The organism is Acidovorax sp. LjRoot118, from assembly GCF_964253575.1.
Taxonomy (GTDB): Bacteria; Pseudomonadota; Gammaproteobacteria; order Burkholderiales; family Burkholderiaceae_C; genus Acidovorax.
The window spans coordinates 6,228,135-6,245,232 of record NZ_CAXURB020000001.1; the positions used below are offsets into that span (position 1 = coordinate 6,228,135).

The following is a 17,098-nucleotide window of genomic DNA, read 5'->3' on the forward strand; positions in this document are numbered from 1 at the left end:
TGTCGGTTTCCTTCCGTCGGTTGTTCGATGGGCCGGTGTCCAGGCCCGCTCCTACCCAGGAGCGCGGGCTGGACTTTAAGGGGGTGTGGCGCTGGCGTCGGTAACAGGCGGTGTCCAACGTAAGCTGGTGAGATTCCACAGCGGGTCTTCGCTGCGCCGGGGGCGGTCGGACATCAGATCCCGGCCTTCCTTGCCGCCCGCGCCATCGGTCTTGGCGCTGATGCGCGCAGCCAGCTCTTCCATCCAGGCGGCGTCCACGCCGCGCGCCGAGTTGTCGCGCGACGAGCGGCTGAAGATCAGCGCCAGGAATTCGCGTGCGCTGCGCGATCCGCCGTCGGCTGCGCGCCGGTACAGCTGGATGGCCTGGGCGAAATCACGCTGCACGCCCCCCTTGCCCTGGTGGTAGAGCTGGGCCAGTTGCAAGGTGGCGTCGGCGTTGCCGTCGTCCGACAGGGTGCGCAGCCGGGCCAGCGTGGCCGATTCGCTGGAGCGGTTCTGGCGTTCCAGGCGCAGGTAGTTGGCGCGGGCAATGCCGTAGCCCTGGGCCGCGGCCAGCACGTACATCTCGCGCGCCCGCTCCAGGCTGCCATCGAGCTCCCAGGCCACGGCCAGGTCGTTCATGGCCAGCGCGTCACCGTCCTGCGCGGCCTGCTCCAGCAGGCGGCGGGCATCGCGCAGCTTGCGCGGGCCGGTGATCTGGCCTTCGAGCAGCGACTCGATGTAGGTGGCGCGCACCAGGCCGGCGGCGCGGGCTTTCTGCAGCCATTCACGGGCGGCGGACAGGTCGCGCATGCCGCCGGCATTGTCCACGCCCAGTAGGTAGCCGAAACCGGCCATGCCGCGCACGTCGCCGGCCTGTGCCGCGCGGCCCCACCAGCGGCGGGCCGTGGCCGCGGCCTGGGGCAGGCCGGGGTTGGTGTGGTAGTACATGCCCACCTGGACCATGGCGTCGGCATCGCCATCGTTGGCCGCTTCGATCAGGCTGTTGAGCACCTGCTCGGTGTTGGCCGAGGGCAGGCGCAACGAGCCGCCGGGCGTCTGGGGTGTGCGTGTTGCGCTGCCCTGGGGGGCCGAGGCCGGCTGCGCCGAGGGCAGTTGGATCACGGCCTGGGCGGCGCCGGTGGCTGCCGCGCAGCAGGCGGCCAGGGTCCAGCGCAGGGCCGCCCTGCGCACCCGGTCGGCGGGCGCCCCCTGAGGGGTGGGATGGGCGGTGCTCATTTTGCGGGCCGGTTGGGGTTGGCGTTGCGGGCACGGCCGGCGGCGGGTGTGGGCTCGGGCGCCTGCACGTTCCAGTCGAGCGAGGTGCTCATCACGCCGACGCCGGCCTGCTCGAAGGCGCCCTGCACCTGGGCCAGGCTGGTCACGCTCTTGATCGGCTCCAGGTTGGCGCTGGTCAGCGCGGCCGGGACCTGGCCCTTGAGCGGCTGGGCCGTCATGGCGCAGAACATGTTCTCGGTGCCGCCGCGCGCCGTCTCGATCAGGAAAGAGTTGGGCTTGCTGATGTCGGGGATCAGCACGCTGGTGCGGCCCTGCACCGTGGCCGATGGCTGCATCGGGTTCGGGTAGATCTGGCTGATGGAGCCGCCGGCGTCCTGGTAGTAGCAGTAGAGATACCCGGTGCGAGGCGGCACCACCCGCACCACGATGGATTCGCCGACCTTGAGGTCGCGGTCCTTGCGGCCCACCATGCTCAGGCCGATGCTGCGTGGATCGGGTTCGTTGGCCGGCAGGCCGCTGGGGCGCGCCACCAGCTTGTCGTCGGCGTACTCGGGCTTGCGCAGCTTGCCCTCGGCCGACATGCCCACGAAGCTGCGCATCAGCCGGGTGTAAGTCTCGAAGTTGACCACGCCCACGGGGGTCAGGTCCTGCGAGGCCTGGTACTGGGTGACGGCCTTGCGGAAGGCGGGCGAATCCGCGCCGTCGACCGTGCCGTTCCAGATGCCGTGCGTCTGCAGCACGCGCTGCGCCAGGGTCCAGCGCTCGGCCACGCTGGCCTCGTCGAACCAGGCGCGCATCTGGCGCAGGAACTCGGGGTGGTTCTGCTCGTAGTCGATGCAGTCCCAGTACGGCACCTTGGCCCATTTGCCCACCAGCTCGATGGCGGCCAGGTCCACCAGCAGGCGGATGGCGGCACCGGCGCCCTGGTTGTTGTCGGCCGCCACCTCGTACTGCACGCCCACGCGGTAGATGTGCTTGGGCAGGCCCGTGGCCTTGGCGCCTATCTCCACCGCCTTGCCGCCGGTGGCCACGATGAGCTCGTTGGCCGATTCGATGCCCGAGTACAGCGTGCGCGTGTTCATGTCCCCGAGGTGCAGGTCCAGGCCCACCGCGCTGCCCAGCACGTCCCAGCTGTAGCCGGTGTCGGTGGCGGCGGTGGAGATGCCCAGGCTCTGGCGCTTGGAGACCACGGTCTTGTCGCCGAAGCTGATGGCGCCGGAGATGTAGATCTGCGGCTTGCGCAGCTCCATCTGGTTGTTGTTGAGCAGCAGGCTGGTGAGGGTCTGCACCGTGTCTTGGCGCAGGGCGTCCACCTCGTAGTCCACCACGCGGAAGGCCTGGCTGGTGCGCGACATGCGCGACAGGGCCGTGATCAGCATCTCCTTGGTGCCGGTGCTGAACAGGCCCGACGGGTCGGGGATGGACTTCACGGCGATCAGCGTGGTGGGCGTGTTCTCGGCGGCCAGCATGCGGTCCATGCAGGCCAGACCTTCGCGCAGCACGGAGCCGGACTTGCTGGGCGTGACCAGGGGGGCCTGCTCCACGGTGCCCTGTTCGATGATGTTCACGCGGTCGCTCACGTTGGGCTGTATGGCGCAACCGGACATCAGGAGCGCCAGGGTGGACAGGGCCAGAAGGTGGCGCGGGCGGCGCGGTTGCTTGGTGCTGTTGTTGTTCTTCATGCTGGGAACCGGTGGTGGTGGTGGTGTAGTTATTTGCAGAGATTGATCACGGGGCCTTGCACCACGATGACCTGGTCGTTGTTGGCGGTGCCGAAGCGGTTGCCGATGCCGCTGTCGCCCTCGGGCACCTTGGGCGCGCCGATGTTGGTGGCGCAGCTGCTGCCGCTGGGGCCGGTGACGAGCTTGCGGTCCACCGTGGCCAGCGTGTCCTCGGCATCGATGCGGGTGCGCGAGAGCACATTGGTGACCTTGGTGCGCGAGGCGGGGTCCAGGCCGCTGCGCCCGGCCGGGGGCTTCTGGACGGGCGTCTGGGCCAGAACGGACGAAGACGCGGCAGCGGCGCAGGCGCCGGCAAGGCACAGCGCGGCGAGACGGTGGGTTTTCATGGGTGCTTCTCCTCTTTAGAACCTGTTCAAAGCCTTCTGCCGGATGGATCCGCAAAAGGTTTTGGACAGGTACTTCCAGGGCGCGCAGCAGCGCTACTGCACGCCTTGTTCTTCTGTCTTGAAGGTCAGGGCGCAGAACGCGCCACTGAATTACTTGCCGTCGTTGGAGGCGAGGTTCTGTTCGGCCTTGGAAGCACCGAAGGCCATGTTGGCGACGGCGCCGTTCTTCACGGAGACTTCCTGGTTGTTGTTGCCGCCGATCTTGACGTTGCCCTTGTTGGAAGCCAGGTTCTGCTTGGCAGTGGAAGCACCGAAGGCCATGTTGGCCACGGCGCCGTTTTGCACGGTCACCTTCTGGTTGTTATTGCCGCCGATTTTCACTTCTGCGTGGGCAGCGCCAGCGACGAGTACCAGAGCGGAAATAGCCAGTGCGAAAGTCTTTTGCATAATGAACTCCATTGATAACGATAAAAGAATGGCGCCAAATCGATAATGGCTGCCACGGGGAAATCCGGTTGATTTTCAATAACCGACCGGAGATTTTTGGCGGGATTACCTCCCGCCAATATTCACGACACTTTTCACGCCTTTGCCAGTGGCCTGGTTGACGACAGGGCCCTGGACCGATATGACCTGGCTACCCGAGCCGGCGCCGGGCCCTGTGCGGGAGGCGATATTCAATTCGCTGTGGGCGCCGAAGGTGGCAGCGTTGAGCACGGTGCCACGCACCACCACCTGCTGCGAATTGCCGCTGATGACCTGGGCGCCCTGGGTGGACGAGATATTCATCACCGCGGTGCCGCCCGTGGCGGCCACGTTCGCGGCGCCGCCGCTCAGTTCGACGGTCTGCTGGTTGCCGCCGCTATAGGCGAATGCGGGGGCCAGTGCCACTGCCGCGATCCAGGGAGAAATAAAACACTTCATTTCCAGCTTTCCAATCCACTTGTGTTCTGCCTGCCGTTAATCGCATTCGGGACGCTGCCTGTTTTTGTGCCGCGCTGTGTTTGCGATTCGTTGGACGAAGATTAACAAGGAACTTTTTGATTTGTTCATGTCCAAGGGCAGTTTCAATCCCGTTCGTGACAAATTCATTAAATTCGCGTGGTTTTCGCAGAAGTCCCTCTATTTGCGGAAAACTTCTCGAAATCAGTCGATACGCCGCATTTGCGTTGAAACATATGCAACAAAATGAAAGAAAAACACAATATCCATGAGGTCAAAAAAACGTCTGGATGCAAATCACAAAAATACATACATATGTGACAACTGCATCTCGCGGGCTTTGGGGTGCTTTCGTGCAGGGGCTGCTCCCCTCATCTGTCGCAAAAATCTTTGCATCAGCTTTCGTCGGCGATCTGCGGGGGGGCGCGGCGCGCCGGAGGCCGGTCCGGCGAGGGGGCGTAGCACTGCCCGGCCGATAAGGTCAATGGGCGGGGATGGCCGGCTATGCGTGGTGGGCGAAAGCACCCCGACCCTCCTTCGCGGTTCACCGGCGTGGGGGGCATGGGCCTTTGCACGGTCGAATGCATGCATTGCAATTTGGCAATTTCTTCGTTGACCGTACGCACGCCAGCGCCATAGCATCCGGCGCCTCTCACCCACTTTATTGAAGGAGCCTTCATGGATGCATTTATGGGCACGATCATGCCGGTCGCGTTCCAATACGCGCCGCGCGGCTGGATGTTCTGCAATGGCCAAACGCTGCCCATTGCCCAGAATTCCGCACTGTTTTCACTGCTGGGGACGATGTATGGCGGTGATGGTCAGAACACCTTTGGCCTGCCGGATCTGCGGGGGAGGGTTCCTGTCGGCTCCCAGGGCCCCGGACCGGGCATCGCCACCGTCGCCCAGGGCGAAAAGGCGGGAACCAACAATGTCACCGTAATTGCCACGGGCGCGGCGACGGTGACGTTGGCCATTGCCAATCTGCCTGCCCACGACCATACGGCCACCGTGAATCCGACAGCGATCAAAACCACCTTGCAGGCATCCACCGGCACGACCGGTACCAGCACCTCTCCGGCCAATGGCTCCTACCTGAGTGCGTCGCCCGGCGGCCCCGGCAGTGCCTCCATTTACTGCCCTACGGTGACCGGGCCGGTCAACCTGGGTGGCGTCAGCACAGCGGCCGAGACGGGCGCTGTGACCGTGGGTACCACGGGGGGCGGCCAGCCACTGCAGGTACCCGTGCAGACGACCGCAACGGCATCCATCATGCAGCCCTACCTGGGTCTCAACTACATCATCTGCGTGGAAGGCATCTTCCCGTCTCGCAACTGAGGACAACTGGCGCCAGGCCCGGCATTAGCCCGGGCTGCGCGCCAGCCGCCACTGCTCCAGTTGCCGGTAGCACCGGTTCGCGTCGTCCAGGCACTCGGGGGTTGGCGGGCTCGGTGCGGCGCTCGCTGGCGCAGGGTCTCCCTGGAACCGGCTGCCCGAATGTTTGGAGTGAAAGCCTGAGCGCGCCTGCAGCGTGGCCAGTTCAGTGGGGGTGCACTCCATCCCCAGGGTGTCCAGCAGCCCGTTCCAGATCACTTGGGGAAGCTGCCCGTAGTCCATCAGGACCAGGTCTGAGGCGGCCGCCATCTCCAGCCCGCAGCGGTACAGGCTTTCGAGCACCCGGATCGCATGGCCGTCCAGGTCGCCGGGAGCCAGTTGCGGCGCGCCGGGCCTGTGCACCAGGTCCGCGAACCGCGACAGGTCGATCAGTCCCGGCACCATCTGCCGGCCACGCTGGCGCCGATGGGACGCCAGCACTTCATCGGGCTGGCGGTACAAAAACACGATGGGGGTGGCCGGAAACGCGGCCTGCACGAAGGGAATCCAGGGCAGGTGCCAGCAGTCGAGCTTGATGACCAGGTGCCGTTCGGCGGGGCTGCGCCGCTGCCCCAGGGCAGCCACCAGTCGCCTGAAGGTATGAGAGCCGCCGCTTTGCTCCGGGTGCCGGTGGTGCAGCCGGAAGAAGGCATCGAGCGCTGGGGGCTCCGACATCACGATGCACTGTGGCAAGGTGGCCAGCGCCTGCGTGAGCAGCGTGGAGCCGCAGCGCGAGACGTGGAAGATGAAGGCCGCCGGTGGCACGCTCTCGGGCAGATCGTCCAGCGCGGACAGGGGGGTGGTGCACACCTTGCGGTCTTGCGGCGCCTGCGACAGGATGCTGTCTTCGAAGAACGGCTCCACGAACCGCCTGTCTCCGAGGAATCGCCACGAGACGGTGGCGGGACCGTGGCCCAGGCTGACGGGAAACCAGCCATGCAACGACGCCAGTTGTCCCGGCGCTACCTCACGGCCGCGCAGCAGCGCCTGTTCTTCGAGCATGGGTTTCCTGCAGTCGGTCGGCCAATTGGATGCTGGTCGCATGGCTCCCAGCGCGCAGTGCGGCAATGATCTGCAGCACGTTGCCATCGTTGATGGACGGGTCGCCGTACGGGGGCGGGTCCCGCTGGACCCCGCCGGCCGCCTGAAAAATCTGCGCCAGCCAGGGGTTGGTCACGCAGTCGATCATGAGGTGGATGCGGGCCTGCGGGCTGCGGTTCTCCGCGCCGTGCAGGCAGCTGGCATTGAGGTACCAGGCGCTGCCTGCGGAGAAATGGATTTCCTCCCCGTCGATGCGGAAGGTGGCCAGCGGCGAGGTCTGCACGGGGATGTGCAGGCGCGTCAGGCCGTCTTCGAGCGCTCCACCTTCGTCCCGGTGCTCGTGGATGACACCCCCCGCCTCCAGCGACATCAGGCGGATGGAAGTCTTGTCACAGTGAAACTGGTCTATGGCATGGCGGAAGTACGGGCAGCGCTCCAGGATCGAGGTGTCCTCGAAGTGGCCGCTTTCCACCGGCATGATGTGGTCCGTGCGGCCATCCACGGAGCGCAGCGGCGCACAGCTCCAGCCCTTTTCGTAGGCGGAGGTGTTGAAGTGGCCGATCCATTCGGACGCGGCCACGCGGCGCAGGTCCTCCTGCAGGCGTGCCAAGTCGAAGGAAAAAGGCAGCTTCAGGTAAGGGGTGGGTGCCGTGACAGTGTTCATGTGCAATCGCCGTGCCAGACCATCCGCGCGAGCATATCGTCCTGCGAGGTGGTGGTGAACCCGAGCTTCGCATAAAGGCGCCGCGCTGCCTGGTTGGTGTGGCTGACGCTCAGGCTGAGCGGCAGCCCGCGCGCCAGCGCGTGCGCCTGCAGAGCGGACAGCGCGGCCGTCGCCGCGCCGCTGCGGCGGGCCTCTGGCAGCACGGCGATGTCGACCAGGTGCAATTGCGCGGGCGAGGCATCCACCACCATGCGGCCGATGGGATGGCCCGATTGCAGCAGCAGCCACTGGCGGGCCTGGGGGAAGTGCTGGCGAAATCCCATCTCCTGTGCGTTCTGCTGCATGGCCATCAACTGCTGCAGCAGCGCGGGGTCCGCCATGGCCTGCTGCAGGTCCTCGCGGCTCGAAAAGTACAGCGCCTGCAGGAACCCGTGGTCCGCATCGGTCCTCTCCCGCAGGGCAAATGGTTCTGGCAATAGGTACACAGTGGATTACCGGCGGTACGATGTTTGGGCAGATCGTGGAAACCTGCCCATTCTGGCAAGGGAATGGGCGGTGTCCAAATTTTGAATCACTCTCCTACGAACGCAACCGATGAGTACCACTTTTGAACCTGTCAGCGCTGTGGTGGGCAGCCGCTTCGTCGCGCATACCCAGCATGGTCCCGTGGAACTGGTCCTGACAGAGGCCACGGAGCGTGAACGTGGCCATCTGCCCGAGCAGTTTCGCACCCCATTCTCCCTGCTGTTCCATGGCCCCGACCAGCCCAGGCTGTCGCAGGACACCTACACCCTGGACCACTCTGAACTGGGCCGCGTGCAGTGGATGCTGGTGCCGGTCATGCCCGATACCAGGACGCCGAACGTGGCGCGCTATGAGGCGCTGTTCGGCTAGACGCCGGGGCCATGGCGCGCGGTCTTGTCCCAACGGCGTGCAGGGATTTGGGTGATCCTGCGCCCGTGGGGGACCGCCGCTTTCCAACCTGGATCGCAAAGCTGTCTCACCCAACTAAGCAGATTCGCTTACTAGGGTTTTTACCGAACGCGGCCTACAATCCCTTCCCCCGGAACGTGTAAGCATGTTCCTACAAGAGCTGACTGACCCCTTGCGCACCCCCCAAGCTGGAGACAATTGAATGCCCGAGAACACCACGGCCGAGAACAACAACAACCATCCGGACAAGCGCGCCCAGCTGCGCCGCGCCGCTCTCGAGTACCACGAGTTTCCCAAGCCCGGCAAGATCGCGATCGCTGCCACCAAGCAGATGATCAACCAGCACGATCTGGCTCTGGCCTACTCGCCCGGCGTGGCCGCGCCCTGCGAGGAGATCGTCAAGGACCCCAATGCCGCCTTCAAGTACACCGCGCGGGGCAACCTCGTCGGCGTGGTGACCAACGGCACGGCCGTGCTGGGCCTGGGTGACATCGGAGCGCTGGCGGGCAAGCCGGTGATGGAGGGCAAGGCCGTCCTGTTCAAGAAGTTCTCGGGCATTGACGTGTTCGACATCGAGATCAACGAGAAGGACCCCGAGAAGCTGGTCGAGATCATCGCCAGCCTGGAGCCGACCTTCGGCGGCATCAACCTCGAAGACATCAAGGCGCCCGACTGCTTTTACGTCGAGCGCAAGCTGCGCGAGCGCATGAAGATCCCGGTCTTCCACGACGACCAGCACGGCACGGCCATCGTGGTGGGCGCGGCCATCCTCAACGGCCTGAAGGTGGCCGGCAAGAACCCCGAGGACGTCAAGCTCGTGACGTCGGGCGCCGGTGCTGCCGCCCTGGCGTGCCTGGGCCTGCTGGTCAAGCTGGGTATCCGGCGCGAAAACATCTGGGTGACCGACCTGGCCGGCGTGGTCTACGAGGGCCGCACCGAACTCATGGACGAGGACAAGATCCAGTTCGTGCAGAAGACCTCGGCGCGCACGCTCTCCGAGGTGATCGAGAACGCCGACGTGTTCCTGGGCCTGTCCGCCGGCGGTGTGCTCAAGCAGGACATGGTGCGCAAGATGGCACCGCGTCCGCTGATCTTTGCGCTGGCCAACCCCAACCCCGAGATCCAGCCGGAAGACGTGAAGGCCGTGCGCGACGACGCCATCATGGCCACGGGCCGCACGGACTACCCCAACCAGGTCAACAACGTCCTGTGCTTCCCCTACATCTTCCGCGGGGCCCTGGACAGCGGCGCCACCACCATCACGCTGGAGATGGAGATCGCGGCGGTGCACGCCATCGCCCAGCTGGCACAGGCCGAGCAGAGCGAAGTGGTGGCCGCTGCCTATGTGGGTGAGCAACTGGCCTTCGGCCCCGAGTACCTGATCCCCAAGCCCTTCGATCCGCGGCTGATGATGATGATCGCGCCGGCCGTGGCCCAGGCCGCCGCCGACAGCGGCGTGGCCCTGCGCCCCATCACCGACATGGACGCCTACCGCGACCAGCTGCAAAGCTTCGTCTATGCCTCGGGCACCATGATGAAGCCGATCTTCGCTGCCGCCAAGGCTGCCACGAAGAAGCGCGTGGCGTATGCCGAAGGCGAGGAAGAGCGCGTGTTGCGTGCCGCCCAGATCGTGGTCGACGAGCGCATCGCACGCCCCACGCTGATCGGCCGCCCAGCGGTGATCGCCGAGCGCATCGAGAAGTTCGGCCTGCGCCTGCGCGAAGGGACGGACTACGACATCGTCAACGTCGAGCAGGACCACCGCTACCGCGACTTCTGGCAGACCTACCACCGCATGACCGAGCGCAAGGGCGTGACGGTGCAGATCGCCAAGATCGAGATGCGCCGGCGCCTGGCGCTGATCGGTTCCATGCTGCTGCACAAGGGCGAGGTCGACGGCCTGATCGTGGGCACCTGGGGCCACACATCGCTGCACCTGAACTACATCGACCAGGTGATCGGCAAGCGCGCCGGCGTGTGCACCTATGCCTGCATGAACGGCCTGTTGCTGCCCGATCGCCAGGTGTTCCTGGTGGACACGCACGTCAACTACGACCCCACGGCCGAGCAACTTGCCGAGATCACCGTGATGGCGGCCGAAGAGATGATGCGCTTTGGCATCAAGCCGCGCGCCGCCCTGCTGTCGCACTCCAACTTCGGCAGCAGCAACCAGCCCAGCGCGGTGAAGATGCGCCAGACCCTGGAGCTGCTACGCGTGCAGGCCCCCTGGCTCGAAGTCGATGGCGAGATGCATGGCGACGTGGCCCTCGACGGCAAGGCCCGCGCGGCCATCATGCCGCACAGCGATCTCATTGGCGACGCCAATCTGCTCGTGCTGCCCAATATTGATGCAGCCAATATTTCCTACAACCTGCTCAAGACGGCTGCGGGTGGCAACATCGCCATCGGCCCCGTGCTGCTGGGTGCGGCGCAGCCGGTGCACATCCTGACGGCAAGCGCCACCGTGCGCCGTATCGTGAACATGACAGCCCTTACCGTGGCCGATGCGAACGCATCGCGATAAGCCATTGATAGATAGCAAGCACTAACTTATATTGCTTGCAACACCCCCCAGCGCCTGCCCAATCTTTGTGCAGGCGCTTGCTTTTTGGGGACCATTGAGTCACACTACGGGCTCGAAATTTCGGGTTAACCCGTAGTTTCTGAAAGGTGTTGTTGATGCTGAAGGCTGTAGCCACCCGGGCGCGCAAAGCAGGGTTTTTGTGTGTGGTGGGTGTTGCGTTTGCTCTTTCCCCGGTGGTGGGGCAGGCCCGCCAATCCCCCTCCACCCACGGTTCGACCACCCCTATCGCACTGGCCGAGTTGCCGCCCCAGGGGCGTGCAACGTATGCGCTGATCCGTGAAGGAGGCCCGTTTCCGTACGACAAGGACGGATCGGTTTTCGGCAATCGAGAACGGCTGTTGCCCGCCCAAAAGCGTGGCCACTACCGTGAGTACACCGTCAGAACACCAGGTTCGCGCGACCGGGGAGCCCGGCGTATCGTGTGTGGCGGCAAGCCCCGGGTACCGGACGCCTGCTACTACACCAGCGACCACTACGCCAGTTTTCGCGAAATCATCGAAAAATGACGCCCGACGCACCACGTACCGGCCGGTCTTTCCGGCGGTGAGCGGTGCGCGCTCTTGAATCCCCCAACCGGCAGTCGGCCCCCGTGGACTGGCGGATACCCGAAGTTTTTGGACTTTATAAAGAAAGAGTAGCGGAGATGCAGACGCCACTTCGTAAAGACCTGGAAACGCCACTTCGTGGCGTGCGCACCAACATCGTGCAGTCCATTCGCGCCTTCCGCGTGCAGGACCTGCAGGATGCAGCCACTTCCCTGGGTCAACATTTCCTTTATGCCAATCTGGCCCATGCGCAGTCCAAGCAGGATGTGCTGGACCTGATTGCAGGACAGTTCACCTTCCCGTCGCACTTCGGCAAGAACTTCGACGCGTTGTACGACTGCATGACGGATCCCTTGCACAAATCGGGCCCGCAGCCCGGCTTCATCGTGGTGCTGGAGCAGATCCCGGCCACGGGCAAGTTCGACAAGGAAGCGCGTGAGCAGCTTCTGGACATCTTCCGCGACGCTGCCGACTACTGGGGCGACCGCAAGATTCCGTTCCGCTGTTTCTATTCTTTTCTGTAGCCCGTTCTGCATCCACCAGCCAAGCAGAACGGGCGAACGAGGCTAACGAAGCACAGACCAAGGTCCAGGGCATCGAGATCCCCGCCGACCCCGCCGCCGAAAAGATGCCCACTGACAAGTTGGTGGACGTGTCGCCCCTGGCGCTGCGCATGAGCAGCCCCTTCAACGCGGGCTACTGGCTCAGCGCGGCATGATCCTGCCGCCTTAGGCGGCAGTTCCTCAGCACCCCACCCCGACGCCTGCGAGGCAGGCCTGGGTGCGGTGTCTCCAATCAGGTGCTCTGGCCTATCGCGGCAGCCAAGGCCACATACTCGGCCACAGGCACCTCTTCGGCGCGGCGCTGTACGTCGAACACGCCCGGGTAAGCCTTGGCTTCGAGCCAGCGGCCCAGGGTGTGGCGCAGCAGCTTGCGGCGCTGGCTGAAGGCCACCTGCACCAGTTCTTCCAGCAGGCGCTCGTTCAGGGCGACCGGAGCCTCCCGGGGCACCATGCGCACCACGGCGCTGTCCACGCGCGGGGGCGGGTCGAAGCTCTCGGGCGGCACGAACAGCACGTTCTCCATGACGTAACGCCACTGCAGCATCACCGACAGGCGGCCATAGTCCGAGGTGGACGGATGGGCCACCATGCGGTCGATGACTTCCTTTTGCAGCATGAAATGCTGGTCTTCGATCACCGCCACGTGCGCCAGCAGGTGGAACAGGATGGGCGTGGAGATGTTGTAGGGCAGATTGCCCACCACCCGCAGCTTCAGGGCCGGCTGTTCCACGCGCGCGCGCCAGTCCTGCGCCAGCTGCGTGAAGTCGACCTTGAGCACATCGGACTCGATGACTTCGAGCTGCCCGTGCAGCCGCAGGCGCAGCGCCAGGTCGCGGTCGAGCTCGATCACCGTGAGGCGCCCCAGGCGCTCCACCAGCGGCTGCGTCAGCGCCGCCAGCCCCGGCCCGATCTCCACCATGGGCTGGCCCGCCTGCGGCGCAATCGCGTCCACGATGCCATCGATGATGCCCTTGTCGGACAGGAAATGCTGGCCGAAGCGCTTGCGGGGAATGTGTTTCATATCAACTGCAGGGTGCACGTGGCACCTATCGGCCCGCGTGGGGAAAGAAGCAAAGCGCCCAGATGCTGAGCGCGTTTCGGCGAATGATGCACCATTCGCAGATGCGGGGCTGCTGGGCCAGTGATCCCGAGACCCTGCCCAGGCGGAGCTCACCTGATCGATCACCCACAGTGCGTGGTCCGAGGGCGGGACGGCCGCAGCGCCGGGCCGCCCCAAGCAAGGCCAGCCCCCTCGGGGGGCAGCGAACCACACGCAGTGGGGAGCGTGGGGGCCCTACTGCGGTGGTTCGCGGTACTCGACATAGGCGCGGCCGCGCAGTTCCTGCGCCCAGGTGGCGTAGGCCTCTTCCAGCTTCTTCTCGCGCACGGCGTCGCGCACCATGTCGCGCTGTTCGCGCTGCGTGAGCTTGGCTTCGCGGCGTTCCATGAGCTGGATCAGGTGCACACCAAAGCGCGAGACCAGGGGTTCGCTGATATCGCCCGGCTTGAGTGTGCTGAGCGCCTGCTCGAATTCGGGCACATAGCGGCCGGGGCTGGCCCAGCCCAGGTCGCCGCCCTGCTTGGCGCTGCCATCCACCGAGTTGTCGCGCGCCAGGGTCGCAAAATCGGCCTGGCCGGCCAGAATGCGGCGGCGGTAGTCGGACAGCCGGGCGGCGGCGGCCGCCTCGGTCAGCTGGGCACTCGGGCGCAGCAGGATGTGGCGCGCATGGTTCTGCACCACGGTCGATGGCAGGCCGGCGACATTGCGCTCCACCACCTTGAGGATGTGAAAGCCCGCCGGCGAGCGCACGGGGCCCACGATGCCGCCCACGGGCAGGCCCTGCACGGAGTTGACGAACAGATCGGGGTAGCGGTCGGCCGGACGCAGGCCCAGCAGGCCGCCGGCGCGCTTGCCTTCGGGCGCGTCGGAGAACTCGGCCGCCACGGCGGCAAAGTCGCTGCCTGCGGCACGCGCCTTGTCGGCCGCGCTCTGCGCGCGGGCCTGCAACTGGGCCACCTGGGTGGGCGTGGCGTTTTCGGGCACCAGGATCAGCACGTGGCCCAGGTTGATTTCCACGGCCGAGGCATCGGCGCCCGATTGCTGCTCGCGCAGGAACTGGTCGATGTCCTGGTCGCTGACCTTGACCTTGGCATCCACATCGCGCTCGCGCAGGCGCTGTATCAGCAACTGGCTGCGCAGCTCTTCGCGAAAGCGCTCCTTGCTCGTGCCATCGCGGGCCAAGCGCCGGTGCATGTCGTCCAGCGTCATCCCGTTCTGCTGGGCAATGTTCTGCTCGGCTTGGTTGAGGGCGAAATCCTCGACTTTCACGCCGCTTTCCTTGGCCAACTGCATCTGGGCCTTCTCGATGATCAGGCGTTCGAGCACCTCGCGCGCCAGCAGCTCGCGCGGCGGGCGGTTGCCGCCCTGCTGCTGGGCCAGCTGCTGTTCGGCCCGCGCCAGGCGCGCGCGCACTTCGTTGTTGGTGACGGGCTCGGAGTTGACCACCGCCACGATGAAGTCGGCCGATTGCGGTCCCTGCGCCGCTGCAGGTGCCGGCAGGCTCAGGGCCGGGGCGGCGGCCTGGCGGCCGATGCCGGCCCCGGCGCTGCCCGGCATGCGCAGGCCCTGCGCGAATGCGCCCCCGCAGGCGAGGGTGGTCAGGCAGGCAAATGCCAGTGCGGATACACGGTGGTTCATGGCGGTGTCAGTCAGTCGTAGTTGCTGAAGCGGCTGGGCGAGCCAACCTGGTCGCGCAGGTTCTGGTAGCGCGGCACATTCTGCTTGAAGGTATCGAGGGGGCTGGAGCCCAGGCTGAGGCGGGAGAACCCGACGAACTCGATCTGGAACAACAGGCGGGTGTTGGAGGTAGAGACGCTGTTCTGCAGGCGTTCCAGCACCACGCGGCCGATCCAGCAGCAGCCGTCGTATTCGAGGCCGACCACGCTGTCCACCAGCTTGCGGTCCTGCATGCTGAAGTTCAGGCGGCCAATGGTGTACCAGCGGCCAGGGCCCTGGCCGCGGCCGGGGCCCAGGTCCTTGCCCTTGTCGCCCCACAGGTCGTTGAGCGGCCACTGCCAGCCGATGTCGATCTGCTCGCTGGTGCCGCGCTGGAAGCGGTAGGCGGCGCTGACGGTACGGTAGTTGCCCGGGCTGTAGCGCGCGCCGACGGTGGAGCGGATGGAGCGCCGCGTCTTGGGGTTGTACTGCACCGTGGAATCGTAGGCCCAGTTCTTCGTCCAGTTGATGCCGGCGCCCACCAAGATGTCCGAAAGGCGGTCGTTCACCGGCGCAGCGCCCGGCAGGGTCACCTGCTGGTCGGTGAAGCGCACGCGCTGCGCCACGCCGAAGCGCGCCGCCTCGGCGCCCGAGTCGGGGTCGATCAGGCGCGTGGTCACGCCCATGGTCAGGAGGTTGTTGTCCGCCAACCGGTCATTGCCGCCGAACGAGTTCTCGGTGTAGATGGTGGCAAAGTTGAAGTCGTTGAGCGCCGTGTCGTACAGCGGCAGCTTGCTCTGGTCGCGGTAGGGCGTGTAGGTATAGAACGCCCGGGGCTCCAGCGTCTGCAGGAACGAGCGGCCAAAGAAGCTCGCGTCGCGCTCGAACACCAGGCCGCTGTCCAGGCTGAAGGTCGGCAGCGTGCGGCTGGCCGAGCGCGAGCCATCGCTGAGCGGGCCGTCGAACTGGTACTGCGTGGTGTGCAGCTGCAGGCGCGGCGTGATGAAGCCGGCGGGCGCAAGGAACGGTCGGCTGATCTGCGCCACCGCAAACGACCGGTTGGCATCGGGCTGCTTGGTCAAAAAGCGGTCTGCCTGGAAGCGCGTGGTATCAAGCTCCACACTGGCGTCGAAGCCGCCGGGCAGCATGCTCGGCTCGTAGCGCCATACCAGTTGCGGCATGCGGTCGTACGGCGGCACGATGGGCGCCGACACGTCCTGCAGCGTTTGCCACTTCAAGGCGCGCGCGCGCACCGACATGTCGCCGGCGCCCCAGCTCAGCGTGGCATCGCCGGGCAGCAGCCGTTGGCGCAGCGGCTCGGAGACGCGGCCGAAGTCGCGCCAGTAGTTGTCGTCGCTCACCCGGTTCAGGTTCAGGCTCAGGTTCAGGCCGCCCACGGGGGAGGCGATCAAGGCGTCGTGCTTGCCCGTGAAGCCCCAGCGGTCGCGGTCGCGCAGGCGGTCCGACGGCATGTAGTCGCCGCTGATCTCGCCCTTGTAGGTCGGCTCCAGGTAGCGGAACTCGCCACCCAGGTTGGCGCCGCGCTTGGACAGCAGGGCCGCGCGCAGTGTGGCATCGCGGTTGGGCGCGATGTTCCAGTAGTAGGGCTGCGAGTAGGCCACGCCGTCGCGGCTGTCCAGCCCGAAGGACGGGGGCAGCAGGCCTGACTTGCGCTTGTCCGACAGGGGAAAGGTGATGCGCGGAATCGGCAGCAGCGGGATGCCCTTGAACTCCAGCACCGCATTCTCGGCCGTGCCCACTTCCTCTTCGCGGTCGATGCGGATGGTCTTGGCGCGCAGCACCCAGTCGGGCTGCCAGGAGGCCTCGTCGCCCTTTTGGCAGGTGGTGTAGGTGGCGTCGTGGACGATGGAGCGCTGGCGGTCGATGAAATCCACGCGCGAGGCGTCCCCATGGGCCTGCGTGGCCAGGAAGCGGTAGCGTGCGTCGTTGAAGAAGCCTTCGAAGGCCTCCACCCGCAGGTCGAGCGCCGTGCCTTCGTAGACGTTGCCGGCGCGGTTGATGCGCACCGAGCCGCGCGCCTTGGCCAGGTCCTCGGGCACGTCGTAGTCCAGGCGGTCGGCGCGGATGACCGTGTCACCCCGGCGCAGCTCGGCGTTGCCTTCGATGGTGGCGTTCAGGTCGGTCTGTCCGCTGATGTGGTCGCCGGTGACGAAGATCGGCAGCTGCGGCCGCACGGGCTCGGGGATGTTTTCCTGCAGCAGGGGCGAACTGCGCAGGGCGGGCGGGGCATCCCAGGCACTGGGCGTGGCGTTCTGTGCCTGGACTGCCAGCGGCAGGCCGCACCAGGCCAGCGCCACACCATAGGCCAGGGCGCGCGGCACGGGGCGGCGCAGCCGCTCCCCGGGTGCCGTGGCGGGCCGGGTCCGGGAGGAAGGGGTCTGCACGGTGGGGGGCTTGCGGCGTGGCACGTGGGACGGTATGGGCTGAAT

General features: G+C 66.0%; 16 protein-coding genes. 5 read left to right on the forward strand and 11 right to left on the reverse strand.

Annotation, left to right across the window (positions count from 1 at the left end):
• Nucleotides 1-75: 75 nt before the first annotated feature.
• The 5 genes from ACSQ9E_RS29315 to ACSQ9E_RS29335 form a co-directional block, all read right to left on the reverse strand.
• The gene (locus tag ACSQ9E_RS29315) at nucleotides 76-1,218 is read right to left on the reverse strand and encodes a tetratricopeptide repeat protein (protein ID WP_436219891.1); all 1,143 of its coding nucleotides are present in this window, start codon (nucleotides 1,216-1,218) and stop codon (nucleotides 76-78) included.
• Nucleotides 1,215-2,900, reverse strand: a complete 1,686-nt coding sequence (locus ACSQ9E_RS29320; protein WP_436219892.1) for a DUF4384 domain-containing protein — start codon at nucleotides 2,898-2,900, stop codon at nucleotides 1,215-1,217. Before ACSQ9E_RS29320 ends, ACSQ9E_RS29315 begins: the two co-directional genes overlap by 4 nt.
• A gap of 29 nt (nucleotides 2,901-2,929) precedes the next feature.
• Nucleotides 2,930-3,286 carry a hypothetical protein gene (locus ACSQ9E_RS29325; protein WP_057200505.1) on the reverse strand — a complete coding sequence of 119 codons (357 nt, stop codon included), beginning with the start codon at nucleotides 3,284-3,286 and terminating at the stop codon, nucleotides 2,930-2,932.
• 150 nt (nucleotides 3,287-3,436) lie between these two features.
• Nucleotides 3,437-3,733 (reverse strand): hypothetical protein, encoded by a 297-nt coding sequence (locus ACSQ9E_RS29330; RefSeq protein ID WP_200961075.1) that lies wholly within the window; start codon nucleotides 3,731-3,733, stop codon nucleotides 3,437-3,439.
• Between the two features lie 105 nt (nucleotides 3,734-3,838).
• Nucleotides 3,839-4,210, reverse strand: a complete 372-nt coding sequence (locus ACSQ9E_RS29335) for a hypothetical protein (RefSeq protein ID WP_428003033.1) — start codon at nucleotides 4,208-4,210, stop codon at nucleotides 3,839-3,841.
• A 696-nt stretch (nucleotides 4,211-4,906) separates the two neighbouring features.
• On the opposite strand from ACSQ9E_RS29335, the gene ACSQ9E_RS29340 reads away from it, so the two are divergent.
• Nucleotides 4,907-5,566, forward strand: a complete 660-nt coding sequence (locus ACSQ9E_RS29340) for a phage tail protein (RefSeq protein WP_057200508.1) — start codon at nucleotides 4,907-4,909, stop codon at nucleotides 5,564-5,566.
• A 24-nt stretch (nucleotides 5,567-5,590) separates the two neighbouring features.
• On the opposite strand, the gene ACSQ9E_RS29345 is transcribed toward ACSQ9E_RS29340, so the two are convergent.
• Genes ACSQ9E_RS29345 through ACSQ9E_RS29355 form a run of 3 tightly spaced genes read right to left on the reverse strand, consistent with a single transcriptional unit; the run spans nucleotide 5,591 to nucleotide 7,783 of the window.
• Entirely contained in the window at nucleotides 5,591-6,604 is a 1,014-nt protein-coding gene (locus tag ACSQ9E_RS29345) for a hypothetical protein (RefSeq protein WP_436219893.1), read from the reverse strand.
• Nucleotides 6,570-7,307, reverse strand: a complete 738-nt coding sequence (locus ACSQ9E_RS29350) for an aspartyl/asparaginyl beta-hydroxylase domain-containing protein (RefSeq protein ID WP_057200510.1) — start codon at nucleotides 7,305-7,307, stop codon at nucleotides 6,570-6,572. The genes ACSQ9E_RS29345 and ACSQ9E_RS29350 overlap by 35 nt, the downstream gene beginning before the upstream one ends.
• Entirely contained in the window at nucleotides 7,304-7,783 is a 480-nt protein-coding gene (locus ACSQ9E_RS29355; protein WP_436219894.1) for a GNAT family N-acetyltransferase, read from the reverse strand. Before ACSQ9E_RS29355 ends, ACSQ9E_RS29350 begins: the two co-directional genes overlap by 4 nt.
• Before the next feature lie 118 nt (nucleotides 7,784-7,901).
• Here ACSQ9E_RS29355 and ACSQ9E_RS29360 point away from each other — a divergent pair, with 118 nt between their 5' ends.
• The 4 genes from ACSQ9E_RS29360 to ACSQ9E_RS29375 all read left to right on the forward strand — a co-directional run bounded on the left by ACSQ9E_RS29360 (nucleotide 7,902) and on the right by ACSQ9E_RS29375 (nucleotide 11,893).
• A complete protein-coding gene (locus ACSQ9E_RS29360; protein ID WP_057200512.1) occupies nucleotides 7,902-8,201 on the forward strand; it encodes a DUF6916 family protein in 300 nt (99 codons plus the stop codon).
• A gap of 241 nt (nucleotides 8,202-8,442) precedes the next feature.
• The gene (locus tag ACSQ9E_RS29365) at nucleotides 8,443-10,764 is read left to right on the forward strand and encodes an NADP-dependent malic enzyme (RefSeq protein ID WP_057200513.1); all 2,322 of its coding nucleotides are present in this window, start codon (nucleotides 8,443-8,445) and stop codon (nucleotides 10,762-10,764) included.
• A gap of 155 nt (nucleotides 10,765-10,919) precedes the next feature.
• Nucleotides 10,920-11,330 carry a ribonuclease domain-containing protein gene (locus ACSQ9E_RS29370; protein WP_082608074.1) on the forward strand — a complete coding sequence of 137 codons (411 nt, stop codon included), beginning with the start codon at nucleotides 10,920-10,922 and terminating at the stop codon, nucleotides 11,328-11,330.
• Nucleotides 11,331-11,467: 137 nt separating this feature from the next.
• Entirely contained in the window at nucleotides 11,468-11,893 is a 426-nt protein-coding gene (locus ACSQ9E_RS29375) for a barstar family protein (RefSeq protein ID WP_057200514.1), read from the forward strand.
• A 271-nt stretch (nucleotides 11,894-12,164) separates the two neighbouring features.
• Here ACSQ9E_RS29375 and rsmA read toward each other — a convergent pair whose 3' ends face one another.
• From rsmA to ACSQ9E_RS29390, 3 genes are all read right to left on the reverse strand, one after another.
• The gene (gene rsmA / locus ACSQ9E_RS29380) at nucleotides 12,165-12,953 is read right to left on the reverse strand and encodes a 16S rRNA (adenine(1518)-N(6)/adenine(1519)-N(6))-dimethyltransferase RsmA (protein WP_436219895.1); all 789 of its coding nucleotides are present in this window, start codon (nucleotides 12,951-12,953) and stop codon (nucleotides 12,165-12,167) included.
• A gap of 273 nt (nucleotides 12,954-13,226) precedes the next feature.
• Nucleotides 13,227-14,630, reverse strand: a complete 1,404-nt coding sequence (locus ACSQ9E_RS29385; protein WP_436219896.1) for a peptidylprolyl isomerase — start codon at nucleotides 14,628-14,630, stop codon at nucleotides 13,227-13,229.
• Nucleotides 14,631-14,641: 11 nt separating this feature from the next.
• Nucleotides 14,642-17,053: an LPS-assembly protein LptD gene (locus ACSQ9E_RS29390; protein ID WP_369818168.1), complete on the reverse strand. Its 2,412-nt coding sequence runs from the start codon at nucleotides 17,051-17,053 to the stop codon at nucleotides 14,642-14,644.
• Nucleotides 17,054-17,098 lie beyond the last annotated feature (45 nt).

Coding starts and splice junctions, on each gene's coding strand:
- ACSQ9E_RS29315 (WP_436219891.1), bottom strand. CDS start 1,218: ATGAGCACCGCCCATCCCACCCCTCAGGGGGCGCCCGCCGACCGGGTG.
- ACSQ9E_RS29320 (WP_436219892.1), bottom strand. CDS start 2,900: ATGAAGAACAACAACAGCACCAAGCAACCGCGCCGCCCGCGCCACCTT.
- ACSQ9E_RS29325 (WP_057200505.1), bottom strand. CDS start 3,286: ATGAAAACCCACCGTCTCGCCGCGCTGTGCCTTGCCGGCGCCTGCGCC.
- ACSQ9E_RS29330 (WP_200961075.1), bottom strand. CDS start 3,733: ATGCAAAAGACTTTCGCACTGGCTATTTCCGCTCTGGTACTCGTCGCT.
- ACSQ9E_RS29335 (WP_428003033.1), bottom strand. CDS start 4,210: ATGAAGTGTTTTATTTCTCCCTGGATCGCGGCAGTGGCACTGGCCCCC.
- ACSQ9E_RS29340 (WP_057200508.1), top strand. CDS start 4,907: ATGGATGCATTTATGGGCACGATCATGCCGGTCGCGTTCCAATACGCG.
- ACSQ9E_RS29345 (WP_436219893.1), bottom strand. CDS start 6,604: ATGCTCGAAGAACAGGCGCTGCTGCGCGGCCGTGAGGTAGCGCCGGGA.
- ACSQ9E_RS29350 (WP_057200510.1), bottom strand. CDS start 7,307: ATGAACACTGTCACGGCACCCACCCCTTACCTGAAGCTGCCTTTTTCC.
- ACSQ9E_RS29360 (WP_057200512.1), top strand. CDS start 7,902: ATGAGTACCACTTTTGAACCTGTCAGCGCTGTGGTGGGCAGCCGCTTC.
- ACSQ9E_RS29365 (WP_057200513.1), top strand. CDS start 8,443: ATGCCCGAGAACACCACGGCCGAGAACAACAACAACCATCCGGACAAG.
- ACSQ9E_RS29370 (WP_082608074.1), top strand. CDS start 10,920: ATGCTGAAGGCTGTAGCCACCCGGGCGCGCAAAGCAGGGTTTTTGTGT.
- ACSQ9E_RS29375 (WP_057200514.1), top strand. CDS start 11,468: ATGCAGACGCCACTTCGTAAAGACCTGGAAACGCCACTTCGTGGCGTG.
- rsmA (WP_436219895.1), bottom strand. CDS start 12,953: ATGAAACACATTCCCCGCAAGCGCTTCGGCCAGCATTTCCTGTCCGAC.
- ACSQ9E_RS29385 (WP_436219896.1), bottom strand. CDS start 14,630: ATGAACCACCGTGTATCCGCACTGGCATTTGCCTGCCTGACCACCCTC.